General features: G+C 60.7%; 16 protein-coding genes and 1 pseudogene. 9 read left to right on the top strand and 8 right to left on the bottom strand.

Annotated features, from left to right (window positions below):
- The coding region (locus tag ABQJ48_RS30090) for an IS30 family transposase (protein WP_367841595.1) at positions 1–226 on the top strand (226 nt) is incomplete at its 5' end.
- A 402-nt stretch (positions 227–628) separates the two neighbouring features.
- Here the strand turns inward: ABQJ48_RS30090 and ABQJ48_RS30085 are convergent.
- Positions 629–1,174, bottom strand: a complete 546-nt coding sequence (locus ABQJ48_RS30085; RefSeq protein ID WP_367841594.1) for a lipocalin family protein — start codon at positions 1,172–1,174, stop codon at positions 629–631.
- Between the two features lie 292 nt (positions 1,175–1,466).
- Between ABQJ48_RS30085 and ABQJ48_RS30080 the strand changes: the two genes are divergently transcribed.
- Positions 1,467–3,836: a two-partner secretion domain-containing protein gene (locus ABQJ48_RS30080; RefSeq protein ID WP_367841593.1), complete on the top strand. Its 2,370-nt coding sequence runs from the start codon at positions 1,467–1,469 to the stop codon at positions 3,834–3,836.
- A 45-nt stretch (positions 3,837–3,881) separates the two neighbouring features.
- Here ABQJ48_RS30080 and ABQJ48_RS30075 read toward each other — a convergent pair.
- Both ABQJ48_RS30075 and ABQJ48_RS37910 read right to left on the bottom strand, forming a co-directional pair.
- Positions 3,882–4,265, bottom strand: a pseudogene (locus ABQJ48_RS30075) (cache domain-containing protein); the annotation flags it as partial.
- A 242-nt stretch (positions 4,266–4,507) separates the two neighbouring features.
- Entirely contained in the window at positions 4,508–4,948 is a 441-nt protein-coding gene (locus tag ABQJ48_RS37910) for a helix-turn-helix domain-containing protein (RefSeq protein WP_473094209.1), read from the bottom strand.
- Between the two features lie 766 nt (positions 4,949–5,714).
- Here ABQJ48_RS37910 and ABQJ48_RS30065 point away from each other — a divergent pair.
- Genes ABQJ48_RS30065 through ABQJ48_RS30050 form a run of 4 tightly spaced genes read left to right on the top strand, consistent with a single transcriptional unit; the run spans position 5,715 to position 9,270 of the window.
- Complete coding sequence (locus ABQJ48_RS30065) at positions 5,715–6,614, top strand: transporter (RefSeq protein WP_367841591.1); 900 nt, start codon at positions 5,715–5,717, stop codon at positions 6,612–6,614.
- 47 nt (positions 6,615–6,661) lie between these two features.
- Positions 6,662–8,395 carry an FAD-dependent oxidoreductase gene (locus tag ABQJ48_RS30060; protein WP_367841590.1) on the top strand — a complete coding sequence of 578 codons (1,734 nt, stop codon included), beginning with the start codon at positions 6,662–6,664 and terminating at the stop codon, positions 8,393–8,395.
- A gap of 13 nt (positions 8,396–8,408) precedes the next feature.
- Positions 8,409–8,804, top strand: a complete 396-nt coding sequence (locus ABQJ48_RS30055) for a c-type cytochrome (RefSeq protein WP_367841589.1) — start codon at positions 8,409–8,411, stop codon at positions 8,802–8,804.
- A gap of 34 nt (positions 8,805–8,838) precedes the next feature.
- Positions 8,839–9,270: a nuclear transport factor 2 family protein gene (locus ABQJ48_RS30050; RefSeq protein WP_367841588.1), complete on the top strand. Its 432-nt coding sequence runs from the start codon at positions 8,839–8,841 to the stop codon at positions 9,268–9,270.
- A gap of 280 nt (positions 9,271–9,550) precedes the next feature.
- Here ABQJ48_RS30050 and ABQJ48_RS30045 read toward each other — a convergent pair whose 3' ends face one another.
- Entirely contained in the window at positions 9,551–10,321 is a 771-nt protein-coding gene (locus ABQJ48_RS30045) for a DUF3047 domain-containing protein (protein ID WP_367841602.1), read from the bottom strand.
- A 236-nt stretch (positions 10,322–10,557) separates the two neighbouring features.
- Positions 10,558–11,343: an IclR family transcriptional regulator gene (locus ABQJ48_RS30040; protein WP_367841587.1), complete on the bottom strand. Its 786-nt coding sequence runs from the start codon at positions 11,341–11,343 to the stop codon at positions 10,558–10,560.
- 187 nt (positions 11,344–11,530) lie between these two features.
- Between ABQJ48_RS30040 and ABQJ48_RS30035 the strand changes: the two genes are divergently transcribed.
- The 3 genes from ABQJ48_RS30035 (at position 11,531) to ABQJ48_RS30025 (ending at position 13,931) form a co-directional block, all read left to right on the top strand.
- The gene (locus ABQJ48_RS30035; protein WP_367841601.1) at positions 11,531–12,814 is read left to right on the top strand and encodes an MFS transporter; all 1,284 of its coding nucleotides are present in this window, start codon (positions 11,531–11,533) and stop codon (positions 12,812–12,814) included.
- 4 nt (positions 12,815–12,818) lie between these two features.
- Positions 12,819–13,265 carry a type II 3-dehydroquinate dehydratase gene (locus ABQJ48_RS30030; protein WP_367841586.1) on the top strand — a complete coding sequence of 149 codons (447 nt, stop codon included), beginning with the start codon at positions 12,819–12,821 and terminating at the stop codon, positions 13,263–13,265.
- Positions 13,266–13,619: 354 nt separating this feature from the next.
- On the top strand, positions 13,620–13,931 hold the full coding sequence (locus ABQJ48_RS30025; RefSeq protein WP_367841585.1) for a DUF4148 domain-containing protein: 312 nt from the start codon (positions 13,620–13,622) through the stop codon (positions 13,929–13,931).
- Positions 13,932–14,320: 389 nt separating this feature from the next.
- Here the strand turns inward: ABQJ48_RS30025 and ABQJ48_RS30015 are convergent, their stop codons facing one another.
- The 3 genes from ABQJ48_RS30015 to ABQJ48_RS30005 form a co-directional block, all read right to left on the bottom strand.
- Positions 14,321–15,487, bottom strand: a complete 1,167-nt coding sequence (locus ABQJ48_RS30015; RefSeq protein WP_367841584.1) for a WD40/YVTN/BNR-like repeat-containing protein — start codon at positions 15,485–15,487, stop codon at positions 14,321–14,323.
- Between the two features lie 80 nt (positions 15,488–15,567).
- Positions 15,568–15,837 (bottom strand): MoaD/ThiS family protein, encoded by a 270-nt coding sequence (locus ABQJ48_RS30010; protein WP_367841583.1) that lies wholly within the window; start codon positions 15,835–15,837, stop codon positions 15,568–15,570.
- Between the two features lie 235 nt (positions 15,838–16,072).
- On the bottom strand, positions 16,073–16,714 hold the full coding sequence (locus ABQJ48_RS30005) for a dihydrofolate reductase family protein (protein WP_367841582.1): 642 nt from the start codon (positions 16,712–16,714) through the stop codon (positions 16,073–16,075).
- Positions 16,715–17,266 lie beyond the last annotated feature (552 nt).

The following is a 17,266-nucleotide window of genomic DNA, read 5'->3' as shown; positions in this document are numbered from 1 at the left end:
TATCCAGGTCTACTTCTGCGACCCCCAGCATCCATGGCAGCGCGGCTCGAACGAAAATACGAATGGACTGTTAAGACAGTATTTCCCGAAGGGCACTGACCTGTCAGTGTATTCACAGGCCAATCTTAACGCTGTGGCAAGACGATTGAATGAGCGTCCGCGAAAGACACTGGACTACGAAACACCCGCCGAACGATTCCACCAAACTATTGCATCGATCGGTTGAATCCGCCCGGGTAAAGCGGACGCCGCGGTTTTGTCTTGGCTTCTCCGCAGCATGAAGCCCGCAATGCGGCTTTTTGCTGTTAAACGCTCCCCGTCTTCCCTCACCATGCGCGACACCCAAGCGGGCACCGCTGCGGCCCTGCGCGACGCGTTACGCTGCGCCCGCAGGCGGAATCGCGGCGCTTGATGTCGCGTCATCTGCCATCGCCACCCGTACCTGATGTGCGGTCAAGCCTGTCGTCGACCGTTAGCATGACGTGCATGGGCCGCGCTCGCCGATCCACGCGTGCGGGCTATCGCTGTGGATATCGACTCGCCAAGGGGCGAAGTCGCGGGCGCGCTGGATGTAGCCGACACGATCTACACCTGCAGAAAGCCCGCCACTCGCGTCGCATGACCGGCGTCACTGCGTTGTCACTCTGATAAGCGACCCATCGTATCCGAGCGCTTGTACGCGGGCCTTCAGACCGTCAAGAATTTCTGGCGAAGGGTGTGCGGTCCGCGTCAGCACCCACAGGTAACGACCCGATGGCTCGCCCACGATCGACCAATCATAGTCATCATCGTGATCCAGGATCCAGTAGTCTCCGTAAAATGGACCGAAGAAAGAGACCTTCAGTTTCGCATTCGTAGCCGAATCCGAGATCTTTGCTTTTCCGACCGATTGTTTGAACCCGCCAGAATCACCGGAATGTCGACCGCGGTTGACAACCTTGACCGTCCCGTCCGCGTTGAGCGAATAGTCTGCTGTGACTTCGTCCATGTTCTTTTCAAACCAGGCTTCATAGCGGAACTGCTCATACCAACGGCCCATATATTTGCTCAGATCGACTGATCTGGCGGGCTGTGGAACGTCACGATTGCCGACCGGCCCGCGACGAGGAAGGTGCGCGCAGGCTCCCAGAAGCATTGCTGTTCCGGTTAGCGCCAAAAACCACTTTTTTTGCATGAAGGTTGCTCCGCCGAAAGAAAAGAGACTTTTGGAACGAATAGTGTGTGACCGCACGGCAAACGATGTAGCCCAATATAGATGGCTGGCTTGAACCCATCGCGACGCGCACGGATACAAATCCAGTCCACGCTCAAAAAGCGTAGCAGCACCGTTTGGACGGCGCCGTTAGAGTTGCTGGCACTACCCCGATAAGGTGACTACGATTCTATCTGCGGGTTAGCGCTACGGTTCACGCGACTCCGGCAGGATTGCGGGCCGTTGGCATCTAACCTCCGCGCAAGGAGGACATATGTCACCCTCGTCATTAAGTGATCCGATACGAATCGCGCCTTCTCGCCGGCGGTCGTCCAGGCGCATCGCACCCCTGATAGTTATCCCTCTCGCTGGACTTTCATTGGCGCACGCGGCGGTTGCGGGCGGCGTCCTCCCGCAAGGCGGTCACTACGTTGCCGGCGCGGGAACCATCGCTAGCGGAGGCGCCGGGCTCGTTGTCACGCAGCCCGCTTCGACTCGCGGCGTGATCGACTGGAATAGCTTCTCGATCGGCAAGGCAAACACTGTCACGTTCGACAACGATTCGGGCGCCACGCTCAATCGCGTGACGGGCGGCTCGCGTTCGGCGATTTTCGGGAGCCTGAATGCAACAGGCAGTGTGTATCTGGTCAACCCGCAAGGCGTCCTGGTCGGTCCGAGCGGCGTGATTGCCACGGGCGGACGATTCGTGGCTTCAACGCTCGACATACCGAATTGCGCATTCATCACTGGCGGGACGCTCACGCTCGCGGGATCATCGAATGGGAAGGTGGTGAATCTCGGCAAGATCAGCTCGAGCGGTGGCGATGTTTTTCTTATCGCACATGATGTCGTGGTGAATGCAGGCTCCGTGAGCGCACCGGACGGCACGGCCGAATACGTCACGGGGCAGCAAGTCGTGTTGTACGAATCGTCGAGCAGCAGGCAGGTATTCGTGCAGATAAGCAGTAAAGGCACCGTGGTCGATCGCGGCACCACGCAGGCCGCGCAAATCAACCTCGAAGCGGCGGACGGCAATATCTATGCGCTTGCCGGCAGCGGCTCGCGGATCCGCGCGACCGGCACGGCCATGCGCGACGGCCACATCTGGCTCGTGGCCGGCAATGGTCACGTCACCCAACAAGGCACGATGACGGCGACGAATGCGGACGGCAGCGGCGGGACCGTCGATACGCTTGCGAACACGCTCACGCTCAAGAACGACGCATCGGTCCAGGCGGGACTGTGGAATGTATCGACGCCAAACTTCACGATCGACAGCGCGGTCGCCGGCGCTTTCGTGCGCAGCCTGAACGCCGGCACATTCATCAACGCCACCGCGACCGGCACAAACGGCGCAAGCGGTGACATGACCGTCCTGTCGAACCTCGACTGGCAAGGTCCCGCGTCGCTGGCTCTCGTCGCTTTTCGCCACGTGGCCATCGGTCCGCAGACAACGATTCGCAATGTCGGCAGCGGCAATCTGAGCCTGAGAGCGGACGCCGCAGGCATCGATAATCAGGGCAGCGTGTCGAACCAGGGCGCGATCGACTGGTCCGGCAGCACAGGTTTGGTGAGTTCGTTCTTCGATATGAATGGCGGCAACAGTCCCGGGATTGTGATGCTGAACCCGGCTTGGGCAGCTTCTGCGTTTGGCGGCCCTGTCAGCCAGTACACGCCCTATAAGCTCGTCAACTCGCTCACCGATCTGAACAATATCAACCTCGATCTCGCGGGCAACTACGCGCTTGGGCGGGACGTGAATGCCGCGCCGCCACCTGGAACGTTCAATGCGCCAATAGGGGGTTTTCCGTCCAACTTTCTATCGTATAGCTTCTTCAACGGACAGTTCGACGGGCTGGGACATACCCTGTCGAATCTCTCGATCAACGCATCCGCTTCCGACTTCGCACCGCCGGGAGGTCTTTTTTCCGCTATCGGGGCAACGGGCATCGTGCGCGATCTGAACGTTCAGGGGATCATCGCTGGCCCCGCGACCCTTGGCGACTACGGCATTCTCGCGGGGACCAGTAGCGGCATCGTTGCCTCGGTTCACAGCAGCGGCGTGATCAGCCTTCCGGTCGCCGGGATCAGCGTACATGCCGGCGGTTTGATAGGGGACTCCCGAGGCTTGACATACCGCTCATCGAGCAGCGCCGATGTCAGTACGCTGTCCGCCTATACCGGTGGGCTCATAGGTGCAGACGAGGGCAATATCCGGCAGTCGTTCGCGACGGGGAACGTAGCGGCGAACGGCGGCGGAGCGGGCGGTCTGGTCGGTCAAGCCAGCGCATTGATTTCCCAGTCCTATGCAACGGGCGCTGTCACCGCTCAACAAGGCGCTGTCGGCGCGCTCATCGGTCAAAACCTGTTCAGCTTTATCGAACAGTCTTTCGCTACAGGTCATCTTCAGGCGCCAGCAGGTGGCGGTGGCGTCGCGGCCCAAAACGTCGGGCCAGGAGATGTTCTGAACGACGTTTTCTGGGACACCCAGACCACCGGCACCAGCGTCGCGGTTGTAAGTCTGACCCAGGGTGCCACAGTGGGATTTGCGCAAGGCCTGACCACGGCGCAGATGGGAATGCCGGCCAGTTTCGGTCCAAGCTACGACTTCGGGCCGAATGGAGTATGGGTCATGCCCGCTTAGAAACATGTAGTCGACCCAGCCCGACCCTGCTGTTTTGGCCGTCTTGATCATGGCGTCATGAAACAGCTTGCCGTTGGTATCTTTCGGGCCGTGGACGTTCGTCCCTTCTCGGGCTGGAAAGGCCGGATTCAGCAAGACATTTGCATGCAGGTCGTAAACGAACAGATAAGTATCCCCATGGAACCACTCGCTGCCTTTAGTTTTGAACTCGGAAAACGCGCCCCTGCCCTTGCTGTCAAATAACGCGGCAGCTTTGTCGACCAGCGCTTCGGTTTGTTTTGCAGTGTCGGACGTTGGGGGAGATGACTGAGACAATGCAAGCGACGCAAAGCAGAATAATTCAACGAGCAGCAGTATGCTGGCAAGAGCGTTTTGCCGTTCATAGCACGATCTCCAACGATTGAGGGCAGCGCCGTTGGTTCCGTACATCAATGCTCTTCCTGCCTCGAAACAGTGGCGCTTTGCCAAGCCCGATCAGCACCGAAAGGTAGTTAGTGGAAGAGCAGCACCTACCTGCAGGCAAAAGAATAGTCCACGAAGCGTAGGCCGCCCAGAATCGTTTTCCGACATCACACGGGCGACTCGCGAAGCATCGCTTTTCCAGGTTTCAGCGCGGCAAGGATTCGAGTAAATCAACTTGCCGCGCCGAGCGTCTATAAAACGACACACGGCTACAGCGCATTCTTTCTGAAACGCAATGGTGTTGTACCGATCCGCTCGGAGAAGAGAGCTGTCATGTGCTGTTGCGAAGAAAATCCGCAAGCCGCGGCGACTTCACAAAGCGGCGCGTCAGTTGTGCGTAGCATCTCGGCGGCAGCGCTGATGCGCTTTTCCAGCACGAATCGATACAGTGAATACCCGGTACGAGCCTTCACGCCGTCGAACACCACGCGAACCGGCAAATCGAGCGCTGCCGCGATATCCGGGCAACTCAGACTGTGCTCGATGTTGTCCGCCACGAAGTGTTCGAGACGGGAAAACTCGGCGTCGGAGAGTCCTGGCTTGCGCTTGTCGGCAGTGTTTTCCAGATGGCGTGTCGTCTCGATCCATGTGAGCGTTGCGAGGCACTGGATTTCCCAGGGATCGACCGGCAGAGAGCGTTCCAGAGGCATCTTCAGGCGCGCGTAGCGCACCAGATGCCGGATCGCATCGGCACCGACGTTGCTGCGGTTACCCGTGCGACGCAGTGCGTCCGCATCCCGTTCGCCGATGCGGCGCTGGAACGCGTCAGGATAACGAAACGCGATGAACCCGCGCTCAACGCGCTGCGCGTCGATGTGCATGCTGCCGCCGCGCGGATGGAACGCGGCCGTCTCCGCCCGGAACGTGAGCGGGAGTATCGGACCGTCTTCGTAACGCGTCTGCGCAACGATCGTGCCGAGCAGCAGGCAGATCATATCGGACGGGTTATGCAATTCGAGCGTATAGGGCTGCGCACCGGAAATGCAGTATTCGAGTCCGGGCGCGCCGGCTACCGCGCTGAATCGCTCGATCCGCGCGTTGGCGGATAGCGGGGCAGTTCCGCTCATCGTCGTCTCCCATTGCCTCGATGGCGCGTTTTCCGCGCTTCGATGTCGTTCAGATGCCACTTTTGTCGCAAGTATAAACGCGCGAGCCGCGGCCATGACGCCTTCGATTGGTCGCAGTTCGCGAACGCGGCATTCGCGAAATTCGCATTGGTAATCACCCTGATGTCCGCCGCGGGGCAGGAATCTGTAAACCGCGAAACGTGAAAGACCCGCCTATTGCGTCACCGTACTGTGCGCTCCATGCCCAAGCGGCACACGACACCAAAACACGGAGACGACGATGGGAATACAGCAGACGCGAAGCAGCATCCGGCCCTTGCGGCATCGATTACGCCGGCGGCGCGAAGCGATGATGCTCGCCTTGCTCGGCACAACCTGCACCCTGCTGCCGGCGGCCTCGGTGCACGCTTCAGGCATTCCGTTCGCCACCGACCGCCCTCAGACCTGGCAATTCAGCTCGGATTTCGAAGGTACATATGATTCGTTCGGGCAGAACATCGAATGGAATCGCGACAACCGAGCGTTCGATTCGCAGGGTAACCAGACAGCCGGTCCGGGCACGAACACCTTCGTTGGGCTGTCAACGTTCATCCACTACTGGAAGCTGCCGTCGTTGCCGCATGTCGGCTTCAACGCGAGCATCACCGTGCCCGCGATCCGCACGCAGGGATCGCAGTTTTCCGCGAGCGGTATCGGCGATCCGCTAATCGGCGGACTCGTCTGGTACAACCCGGCGCCCGCGACGACGCTTGGCCTTCAGGCCTACGCGCAGGTACCGATCGGACAGAACAGCGTTTCGACCAATACATGGTCGTTCTGGCCTTCGGTCTTTTATGACGACTGGTACGGGCACGTGAACGTGGATCTGCTGGTCGGCGGCATTCTGCGCGGACGCACGCTGCGCTCGGGCCATGACGATCTGAGCCCCGGCGACACGTTTCATCTGAACCTGCGTGTGGGCTACAGCATCGCACCGCCCGACAACCCGTTTGCAATCCCGTTCATCGGGTTTGACTACCAGACGAGCGGTGGCACCTTCAATCAGACGCTTGGCATCGCGGCACCCAATACCTCGAACCGCGAGACGACGGTGGGCGCGGGCGTGCTGTTCCAGTTCAAGCCGAACAGCCTGCCATTCCTGCACCAGAAGATGTACGACCAGCTTTCCATTCAATACCAGCACTCGGTGTCGGGCCGCAACACCACGCTGACCAACGCAATCCTGCTTCAGGCGTGGCACTACTGGTGAGCGCCCGCCTCACGCATTGATCGACAACGAAAAACCTGGAGACGAACATGACTGACGAGAACAGACCACCCGCAGCGTCGCGGCGCAACTTTATCAAGGCTGCGGGCGTTGGCTCCGCCGCCGCGGCTTTCGGCGCTGTCACGCTGTCCGCGAAGGCCGCTGACCAGCTGAAATTCGATGCCGAATATGACATCGTCGTGTGCGGCGGCGGAGGCGGCGGGCTGCCGTGCGCGCTCTTCTCGCGCTGGCTCGGCAACCGTATCGCGATCCTGGAGAAGGCCGGCAGCGTCGGCGGCACGGCCGCGAAAGCCGCGTTCTGGTACTGGGTGCCGAACAACGAGCCGATGCGGCGCGCCGGCATGGCCGATCCGAAGGCGGACTATCTGCGCTACGTCGCGCGCTTGTCGCGGCCAGAGCAATACGATCCGTTGCTGCCGAAGCTCGGCCTCTCGGACTGGGAGTACGACATGTGTGAGGCGATCTACGACAGCGCGTCGCCCGCTGCCGAACTGCTGGCGAGCAAGGGCGCACTGCCGTACCGCCATGAGGCGTCGGTGCCCGACTATTGGGCCGAACTGCCCGAAGACAAGGCGCCCCGCGGCCGCGTGCTGTTTCCAAAGGACGGCCTGCCGAGCATGTCGGACGGCGGGCGCGTCGCGATCCGCACGATGAGCGCGGCGGCCCGACGCGACGGCATCGATATCCGCACGGGCTATCGCGTGCAGAAGGTGCTGGTCGATGCAAACGGTGCGGTGATCGGTGTCGAGGCGCAGACCGAGGAAGGCACGCTTTTTCGCGCCCGCGCAAAAAAGGCCGTGGTGTTCGCGACCGGCGGCTTCACGCATGACCCGGAACTGCGCAAGAACTTCCTGCATGGCGCAGTCTACGGCGGTTGCGCGGCGCCGACAAACGAAGGCGATTTCGTACGCATCTCGAGCGCTCTCGACGTGCAATTGCGCAACATGAACTATTCGTGGATGGCGCCGATCTCGCTCGACAAGGCGCTCGCAAAGGACGGTTCGCTCTCGGGCATTTTCACCCCGACCGGCGATTCAATGGTCTATGTCAACAAATACGGCAGGCGGGTCGTCAACGAGAAGCTCGCCTACAACGAGGTCTGCGCGACGTTCTCGCAATGGGACGGCGCGAAGGGCGAGTATCCGAATCTCGCACTCATCTCGATCTGGGATCAGCAGGCGCAGGACCACTGCGCGAGCGACGATTACGGCAGCCTGATCGTGGCGGCCGGCTCGAACGACCGCCACGTGATGCGCGGCAATACGCTGCCGGAGCTTGCGGATGCGATTCGCGAACGGCTCGCGAAGTACAGGAGCGCGCTCGGTGGCCTCGATCTGAGCGACAACTTCCTGCACGACCTCGATGCGACCATCAAGCGCTTCAACGGCTTCGCCAGGACCGGAATAGATGGCGATTTCCATCGCGGCGAGCGCATCGTCGAAAAGCTGTTCAACGGTCCAATCAAAAAGAAGGCCGACCAGAAAAACGAAACGATGTACCCGATCAGCGCCAAGGGTCCGTACTATGCCGCGCTGATCGTCGCTGGCAACCTCGACACCAAGGGCGGACCGAAGACCAATTCGCACGGCCAGGTGCTCGACGTGGCCGACGCGCCTATCAAGGGGCTGTTTGGTGTCGGCAATTGCGTGGCCTCCGCCTCGGCGCGCGCGTATTGGGCAGGCGGCGGCACGCTCGGACCCATCCTTGCATTCGCGTATCGCGCAGCAAACGCGGCGCATGCAGAGCCCGCTTCACGCACATGACAGGAGCCAGAACATGAATCGCATTCACAACCTATCGACGATGCTTGCTGCCGTGCTGACGCTGGCAAGCGGCACGGGCCACGCCCAGGACGCGCAGGACGCTGTCGCGCTCGGCAAGAAGCTCACGACCAGCAATTGCGCCGTGTGCCACACGTTCGGCAAGGACGAGCCGAGCGGACAGGGGCCGAACCTGTTCGGCATCTTCGGCAGGCCGCTGGCCTCCGAGCCGGGTTTCAGGTATTCGGCGGCGATGAAGGCCGCCGCGCCGGGCAAGGTTTGGGACGGCAAGTTGCTCGACGCCTGGCTTACCGATACGCAGACGGTGGCGCCCGGCAATGCGATGACGTACTTCGAGGGCGACGAGGCTCGGCGCCAGAAGATCATCGCCTATCTGCGCACGCTGCACTGAACAGCACTTCCGCCATTCACTCATGAGGCAAGACATGGACACCACCACAATGACCGATGAACAACGCAAGACGATAGCGCTCGAATATCTGCGTCGGCTCGACCGCGGCGCACCGTTCTTCGATCTCTTCGACGACAACGCCGAAGTTTTCTTCCCGAAATGGGGCATCGCGACGGGCCGCGCGTCGTTCGAGCAGCTATTTGCTGATCTTGGATCGATCGTTTTGAAGTTCAAGCACGACCTCGCTTATCTCAACGTGATCCAGCAGGGTGACACAGTGGTCGTCGAGGGCACCAGCTACGGCACGAGCAAGGGCGGCGTCGAATGGCGCGCGGGCGTGACCCATGCGGGGCGCTGGTGCGATGTATTCGAAATTCGGGACTTCAAGATCCAGCGCTGCTTCATTTACCTTGACCCCGACTACGAGGACGCTGATATCAAGCGCTATCCATGGCTTTCCAGGTAAAGGCTCGGGCGCGTTGAAACGGTGCGAACCCGTTCGTTTCAACGCATCAATGCCGTTCATCGGGCGATGATCGCCACTCCTATCGTTGTCGGGTGGGTGGGCAGCAAGCTCTTGGGGCCGGGTAATGCAGAGACCCGTCGAGCGGCTTCGTCCTAAGGCAGTCTTTGCTTGCCGCTTTCATTCATGAAACCGGTGTCTCCCTGCCGACAGAGGCCGCATCGAGTAGCTTTCGGACTTTCAGCGACCTACCGCTTATCAGTTAGTCCGGCGGCTTCAGTTGTCAAGGCCCGGGCAGGAACTCGACGTCTCCGTACCATGCGCGTGTCGTAGTGCCGGTATTGTCGGTATCGGTCAGCAGCCCGTAGCCGGTGATTCGTCCTGGCGGTTCGTGAAAGACCCGTTCGTAGTCATGCACGATATTGCGGCGCATGCTTTGCCACTGACCCGCGTCGCCGGGCAGACCGGAGACTACGATCATCTGTACGCGGTTCGTGTGAGGGTTGGCAATGACGGTGCCCGGCGCGGCGGTAGTCGACCAGATATACATCAGCGTGGCATAGGGCAACTCTTTGCCACTCAGGTTCTTTGCCAGATCCATCTTGGCCCGGTCGACAAACGATAGCTTGCTTTTGTCGCCGTCGAATAAGAACACTAGTCGCGCTGGCGCGTCTTCCTTCGATCCGACGCGATTGTCGGCGCCTTCGATGGGCTTTTCTGCTTCCCAGCGCCATGCCACGACGGGTGTGCGGACGAGGTCGATATTGCCCTCGTGCATCAGCGCAGAAGCAGAGCGGTTCGCGTCCGCCTGCAGGACAGTGACGTGCCCGTCGCGAACGAGCGTGTATTGCGTCATGGACTTGCCGCGCGCGACCGGCAGGTTTTGCCAACCCGCCGGCAGTGGAGCGCCCGGCTCGATCGTGGAAAAGGCAATACCCGGCTTTTCGTTCTGGGCAAGCAGGGCCGACGGCGACAGAAGGAGCGCGACGCACACGGCAATCCAGACGGGCCGGGCGGTTTGTTTCCGCGCTCGATGAATCGAATGAAGATGCATGGCTGGTCGCATTCGTCTTTTGGCTAGCATCCATTGTAGTCCGGTCAACGGGCGACATTTCAGCGGAGCCTTTACGCCGGTGATCAGGTTCTCTCGATCTGAACGCCGGACGCGGACCGAAGCACGGGACCTAACCCTGCATAAACCCGATAAACCGCGCAAGCAGAGACGATGCAGAAACACTTCGGTCGAAGCGGACAGGTCCTCCGTCCCGAGGGCATGAGCCCTTTCCGTCCTCATCCTTTACCGAGGGGTGGCCGACTGGGGAATCCCGCCATATTGCTCAACTGAGCCAGCTCATTCGCTGCCTCGCGCAGCAGTACCGAGTACTCGTGAATCTTCTCGGCAGTCAGCCGCACCCGCGGACCGGCCAGACTGATAACGCCGACGCAGCGCGAACCACTTACCACGGGCACCGCCACGGCTGACATGCGCGGCGCAAACACCTCGTCGATCATCGCATAACCCCGTATCCGAGCAGCGTGCAGGAATCCCAGCAGCGCTTTGATTGTCGTCGGCGCATTGGGTCCGAACTCATTTGGCGGTCCGAAGCCCTGCTTCAGAACCAGTTCGATCGCCTGTTCGTCGGTCATCGTCATGAGCCACGCGTGTCCGGTCGACGTGCATGAAAGTCGCGCGGCGTGGCCCATGTCAGGGTCGTAGCGGAAGCCTATGCGATGCCCGTCCGCCTTACCCACCCAGATAATCGCTTCGCCGTCCACCAGCGACAGCCGCGCCAGTTCGCCGCTCTGTGCGGCGACGCGTTCGATGATCGGCTGGGCGATATCTGCGATCCCCGTCAGGCTCAGAAACTCGAGTCCGTTAGACGTCATCCGCATTGTCAGGATGTACCTGCTGTGATCGACCAGTTGCCTGACGTACCCGCTTTCAACGAGTTCAGCGAGCAGGCGGTGGCAGGTGCTGCGCGGCAACGACAAGGCATCGGCAATGGCAACGAGACCTACGCCTTCGCCTTGCGACGCCAGCAGATCGAGAATTCTCAGACCGTTTTTGAGCGACATTTCCCGCCAACTTCATAATGTGAAATGCAGTTCCGGTACGGAACGACCCCTCTTTGCAGCGCAAACAATAGCATTTGTTCGTCGCCAGAAACGAACGTTTCAACATATCGAGAATTCAGGAGACGTCATGTCGTTTTTTACTCATTCCGATCTTGCCGCGGAACAACGCTCTGCCCAGGCTCATTTGATGGCGCGTCGGGCAGTGGCAGGCGCAACCGTCGGTACAGCGCTCGAATGGTTCGACTTCGCGTTGTATGGCGTGGTCGCGGCCACCATCTTTCCAAGGATGTTTTTCCCATCGCTGGACCCGACCGCCTCGCTGCTCGCGTCGCTGGCCAGCTTCTGGGCCGGGCTGGCCGCCCGTCCGCTCGGCGCGGTGATCTGCGGGATGCTCGGCGACCGTTGGGGACGCCGCAAACTGATGCTGATCACCGTGTCGGTGATGGGCGCGTCATCGTTCCTGATGGGGCTGCTGCCCACTTACCAGCAGGTTGGCATCCTCGCGCCGACATTGCTGGTATCGCTGCGCATCGTTCAGGGTTTCGCGCTTGGCGGCGAATCGACAGGGGCGCAACTGATGGCGGTGGAACATGCGTCCGCTAACCGACGCGGGTGGTATTCGGGCCTGCTCGGCATTTGCTCGCCACTTAGCCAGATTCTCGCCAATTTCTCGCTGTTTACGCTGGCCGCATTGCTTTCGTCGGACGACTTCGATTCCTGGGGATGGCGAGTCCCGTTCCTCGCAAGCTTTGTCCTGGTGCTGCTGGGCATCTATATCCGCAGGAAGGTTAGCGAGACGCCGGCCTTCGAGGCGCTCAAGCAGACTGGCGCTCCCGCACGTGTCGCCAATCCTCTCGGCACCGTCTTCAAATACCACTGGCGTACCGCGCTTCGCCTGACTCTGTTCTTCTGTGGCCCGGCCGCGCTGTTTTATCTGATCGTGGTTTTCTCGCTCAGCTACCTGACGAAACACCTCGGCGTACCCAAGCAGACCGGTTTCATGCTGCTCATGGTTGCCAATGTCTGTGCCATCGTGGGGGCGTTGGCGGGCGGCTATCTGAGCGATCGGATCGGACGCAAACGTGCGTTGATGATCGGCTCGTTCTGCACGCTGATCTGCTGCCTGATCTACTTCCCGATTCTCAACCAGAACTCGATCGCCATGACGATGGCTGTGATGGGCGCGTTCCTCGGCTTCACACAGTTCCAGAGTGGCATCCAGCCGGTCTGGTTCGCCGAGTCCTTTCCGACCGAGGCGCGCTACACGGGGTCCGCACTGTCGTACTCGGGAGCCAACCTGCTCACCGGCGGCCCGATGCCGATCGTCGCCGTGGCGCTGCTCAATGCCTTTAACGGTTCCCCGTGGGCCATCGTAGCGGTTTGCGGCTCGCTGAACCTGATCTCGTTCCTGATGATTTCAATATCTCGGGAAACCCAAGGCACGTCCCTGGAACGCTCTTCTACACATTGAAACCATGACTCGCAAACTCTACATCCTCAATGGCTCCAACCTGAATATGCTGGGCGCACGCGAACCTCACCTTTACGGCGCCACTACGCTCAGGGAGATCGAAGAGAACTGCCTGACGCTGGCCGAGGCGCTCAAGTTCGACTGCGTGTTCCGTCAGACCAACAGCGAAAGCGAGCTGATCGACTGGATTCAGGAAGCGTTCCTGCAGGACGCGGCGCTGATCATCAATCCGGCCGGCTTTTCGTTCGGTCGAATTCCGGTGCTCGACGCAGTCAAGCTCATCCGCCGACCTGTAGTGGAATTGCACATCACCAATATCCACCGACGTTCCGAAGAATATCGGCACTCGACGATCTCGGTGGCGGCCACTGCGGTGATCTGCGGAGCTGGCGCGAACGGATATTTGCTGGCGATCCGCGCGATCGACGATCTGTGGGGCAACCCGAGTTGAGCCTGCGCCTCACTTCATGAACCACGTGTGCTCGGCGACGAAGCCCGACGATCTGCGCCCAGTGCAAGGCGAGGAACCTGGCAAGCGCCTTGGTCCAGCTCTGACGATCTACTCGTCTACATTGCAAGGATGTCACGCAACTCAGGTGGGCAATCCGGACTGGTCCACCCGCGCCTTTCGTTTGGACCCGGAGGACAGTGCGATGGTCATTCGAGGCGCTGGCCCTAACTTTTTTCTCTTTGCGCAGTGGCCTTCTTCCGGTGACTGGACTAAAACAAAATAAACCCGGAAGTCACGCGCGACCGGCGGTATCGCACCGCTCGCTTGCGCCAATCGGACGCGTGGAGATCCACTATGAAAAACCTCACGAGAAACTGCTCGACGCTTGCTGCGTTGGCGCTCCTGCTCACTGGATATGCCGTCGCCGGCACCCCACAAAGCGGGCAACATCTGAGCCCAACGGAGTGCCGTGACCTGGCCGAGATGAGAAGCAACGCGCCTCGAACCAAGTCGCAACGTCACAGCGAGCTTTCGGCCCTGAGGAAAGCGGGCTACAACCCATCACCATGGCACGACGACCCCCACTACCCGGCGAATCTGCACGCGGCGCAGCGCCAGGTCGACCATTGGTTCGAAACGGAATGCCAGCAGTCGCATATTAAGTGACAAGCACCCGCAGCACTACGGACCTGCTTCAACAGTCCATCGCGTGGGACGAGCTTAGTCGGGGGGCGCTCGTTCAGTGGGGCGCGGTCTCATGCGTTGAACCAGCGCTCTGGGTCTTGCATACCTCGCGGCGTCTACCTTCGCCGAAGGTTCGCGCTTTTGTCGAGTTCATGTGCTATCAATTCCCGCAAGCGTCCCTCGTGCTGAAGGGGTAGCAGACAGGCCGTTCGAGGTCTTGGAACACCGTGACAGACGATACGACAGCGTCTGCTCGCGCAGCCCGGATGCGAAGATTCTGCGCGATTGCGGGCGCGAGCGGCGCGCCTTCATCGACTACGCTTCGTTTTGATTTCGCCGCTCTACCGGCCGTCTTGCCCGGCAAGCTGGCCTCATCCAAACCGGACACAGTACACCGGCGGCAAATGCGCTGAAAGCAATTGCCAGCTTTCGCCGCCGTCGTCGGACGTCCATAGTGCGCCAGTAGTGGACCCCATCGCGAGGCGCGTGCCGGACTCATCCACCGCGAGCCCGTGCCGATACACGAGGTCGTACGCCGGTGCGGGCGGCAACCCGTTCGAGAGACGCTCGAAGGTGCGGCCACCGTCGCGTGTGCGCGTGACGACGAGCTGGCCGTCCACCGGAATGCGGCACTGGTCTTTGACGGCGGGCACGAACCACGCAGTGTCCGGGTCGCGCGGATGCACGGCAACCGCGAAGCCGAAGCTCGATGGCTGCGCTTCGACGCGCTGCCAATGCGCCGCACCATCGGTTGAGCGGAAGATCGCGCAGTGATGCTGCGTCCACAGCACATCCGGGTTTGCCGGGCATTGCACGACGCGGTGTGGGTCTTGCACGTTGGCGTCGCCACTGTGCTCCGGCGGCATGTAGTCGGCCTGCATGCCCGCGGCGGTGACGCGCCACGTGGCACCGCCGTCATGGGTTTGCCAGACGCCGCCGCACGACACGCCAATCGTCACGTGCCGGCTGTCTCGCGGATCGACCATGATGGAATGGATGCCCGGCGCGTCGTAGCCTCCTCCGAACCATTCGGACCGCTCCGGGCGATCCCACAGTGCGCGGTTGAGCACCCAGCTGTCGCCGCCATTGTCGGAACGGAAAAGCCCGCCGGGAATCGTGCCGGCCCACACGACGCCCGGCTCGTCCGGGCCGCCGGTTTCGAGCGACCAGATCTGCTGAAGCGTCCAGGGCGGGGCCGGCGGGCGGGGCGCGGCGGCATTCTCCCCGCGGGTATCCGCTTGCCCATTCGTAGTCGCGTCGCCGCCGTCACCGGCGAGCGTCTCCTCGGCAGGCTGTGGCGGATAGACGGGCACCGCGCACTCTTCCCACTGCGTGGCACCCGCGCGCCGGCGATGCAGCTTCACGCCGAAGTGCCCGAGATTGAGCGCGGCATACAGCGATCCATCGCGCGCATCCGGCAAAACCATGCTCACAGGCTCGCCGACGAAACACGGCTCACCCAGCGTCCAGCCGCCGTTGCCGTCGGCTTGCAAAACGAACAGCCCCTTTCGGGTTGCAACAAACAATTGATCGCTCATCTCGCGCGTCTCCTGTCGACTCGAGTCAGCACTTCAGTGGTGGCCCGGCGCACTTCACAGTCCAGGCCCATGCAATCTTTTTATCCGCCCGACAGCGCCTGTACGACGTATATCCGGCTTCCCTCGCCGAGAGGCTCGGCCAGATGTTGTCGGTCACGCACCCTCCGGCCGTCGACAAACACGGCGAGATGCTGCCGCAGTGAGCCCTGGTCATCGAGGATGTACCCGCGCAGTCGAGGCTGGTCGGCGAAGACGGCCTCAAATGCGTCCCGCAGCGTGCGCGCCTCGATCTCGCGCTCGGGCGTTGCAATATGCCGTTGAATGGAAGCAGCGAAGAAGATGTGCACCATGGCAAAGTAGCGGCGCGCGAAGGGCGACGACCGTTGGTTTTAAAGGTTAGGCGATTAGCGTCTCGCTATCCCGCTGCGATGCGATCGGGAACGGGCGCCGCACAGTGTGGCTTGCATAACATCGGAATCAGACCAAATATCGCTGCCATATTTTGCAAATCCGCAAGACGCTGTCCACGGCTTACAGAAATGGCTCTCCAGCCTGGGGAGCGCCACAGCCAATCGGTCGCCAACGCTACTTCGCGAGGACAATGTGCGTTGCCCGATCCGTCGGTACATGCTCGACTGTCCGGTATCCGAGGGCGCGCAGGTCTACGCCGCTAAACAGCGATTCCCCCGCGCCAAGCGCAATTGGCGCAATGGCGAGGTGAATCTCATCGACGTGGCCGCCCTTGACATATTGCTTCACCGTCTCCACACCGCCGCCAATCTTTACGTCCTTTCCGCCCGCCGCTTTGCGCGCTTTTTCCAGCGCATCCTCGATGCCGTCAGAAACAAAATAAAACGTCGTTCCGCCTAGCATCTCGATTGGCGGTCGTGGATGATGCGTGAGTACGAAGGTCGGCGCATGATACGGTGGATTGTCACCCCACCAGCCTTTCCATTGGTCGTCCGGCCACTCGCCGCGAACAGGTCCGAACATGTTGCGACCGAGGATGAAGGCACCGAAACCTTCCATCGCGCGTCGGGCGAATCGGTCATCAGGGCCAGTGTCGCCGCCCTCTTTTCCCTGCATTTGACGAAAAGTCCGCGTTGGGAAAAACCACTGAAAGATTTCCTCGCCCCGCACGCCAAGCGGGTGATCCAAACTTTGAGCGGTTCCCGCGGCAAAGCCATCAAGCGAGACACTAAACCCGGCAACTTTCACTTGAGTCATTAACATCTCCGTCTGCGCTGTGAGTAAAGTGGCGCCGAAGCCAGATGATGATCGGCTCTCATCCCCACGACGCGCGATGCGATCGCAAATCGACAACGATTGGATTCGTATAAACCCTAATCCGGATCCATCGTCGCATTCGGGCCAACCGGGATGCTATCCACTTTTAGCGCTGTAGTTCTGAATTCTGCACTGTGTTGGCCCATGAAGGGGCCGTGGAACCTGGCACTCGTTCATTCAGACAGACCCTCGAGCTGGCTTGCGTGCACTCCGCCGACGTTCTACTTAGAGATGTCAAAAAATATCAATACCGTTCCCACCAGAACATCCGGCAGAACTTCATAAACACTAAAAGAAATAAATTGCAGGGAACGAAACCAGATCCAGGTTGGATGTCGGGTCCTATCCCAGAGCCCTCGGGGTAAAAAAGGAGATCACTCGGGAACTCGGGAATAAAGAAAACTCTGGCCTGGTTCTACAAGGCGTGCCGAGTGCTTGAAAGAACCTTCGATGCCTTTCGAAGCGGCACGAAATCCCGGCGCCAATTGCATG

It is taken from the genome of Paraburkholderia suaedae, from assembly GCF_040812055.1.
GTDB lineage: Bacteria > Pseudomonadota > Gammaproteobacteria > Burkholderiales > Burkholderiaceae > Paraburkholderia.
This window is presented reverse-complemented; position numbering and strand designations above follow the sequence as displayed.

Coding starts and splice junctions, on each gene's coding strand:
- ABQJ48_RS30085 (WP_367841594.1), bottom strand. CDS start 1,174: ATGCAAAAAAAGTGGTTTTTGGCGCTAACCGGAACAGCAATGCTTCTG.
- ABQJ48_RS30080 (WP_367841593.1), top strand. CDS start 1,467: ATGTCACCCTCGTCATTAAGTGATCCGATACGAATCGCGCCTTCTCGC.
- ABQJ48_RS37910 (WP_473094209.1), bottom strand. CDS start 4,948: ATGCCTCTGGAACGCTCTCTGCCGGTCGATCCCTGGGAAATCCAGTGC.
- ABQJ48_RS30065 (WP_367841591.1), top strand. CDS start 5,715: ATGATGCTCGCCTTGCTCGGCACAACCTGCACCCTGCTGCCGGCGGCC.
- ABQJ48_RS30060 (WP_367841590.1), top strand. CDS start 6,662: ATGACTGACGAGAACAGACCACCCGCAGCGTCGCGGCGCAACTTTATC.
- ABQJ48_RS30055 (WP_367841589.1), top strand. CDS start 8,409: ATGAATCGCATTCACAACCTATCGACGATGCTTGCTGCCGTGCTGACG.
- ABQJ48_RS30050 (WP_367841588.1), top strand. CDS start 8,839: ATGGACACCACCACAATGACCGATGAACAACGCAAGACGATAGCGCTC.
- ABQJ48_RS30045 (WP_367841602.1), bottom strand. CDS start 10,321: ATGCATCTTCATTCGATTCATCGAGCGCGGAAACAAACCGCCCGGCCC.
- ABQJ48_RS30040 (WP_367841587.1), bottom strand. CDS start 11,343: ATGTCGCTCAAAAACGGTCTGAGAATTCTCGATCTGCTGGCGTCGCAA.
- ABQJ48_RS30035 (WP_367841601.1), top strand. CDS start 11,531: ATGGCGCGTCGGGCAGTGGCAGGCGCAACCGTCGGTACAGCGCTCGAA.
- ABQJ48_RS30030 (WP_367841586.1), top strand. CDS start 12,819: ATGACTCGCAAACTCTACATCCTCAATGGCTCCAACCTGAATATGCTG.
- ABQJ48_RS30025 (WP_367841585.1), top strand. CDS start 13,620: ATGAAAAACCTCACGAGAAACTGCTCGACGCTTGCTGCGTTGGCGCTC.
- ABQJ48_RS30015 (WP_367841584.1), bottom strand. CDS start 15,487: ATGAGCGATCAATTGTTTGTTGCAACCCGAAAGGGGCTGTTCGTTTTG.
- ABQJ48_RS30010 (WP_367841583.1), bottom strand. CDS start 15,837: ATGGTGCACATCTTCTTCGCTGCTTCCATTCAACGGCATATTGCAACG.
- ABQJ48_RS30005 (WP_367841582.1), bottom strand. CDS start 16,714: ATGACTCAAGTGAAAGTTGCCGGGTTTAGTGTCTCGCTTGATGGCTTT.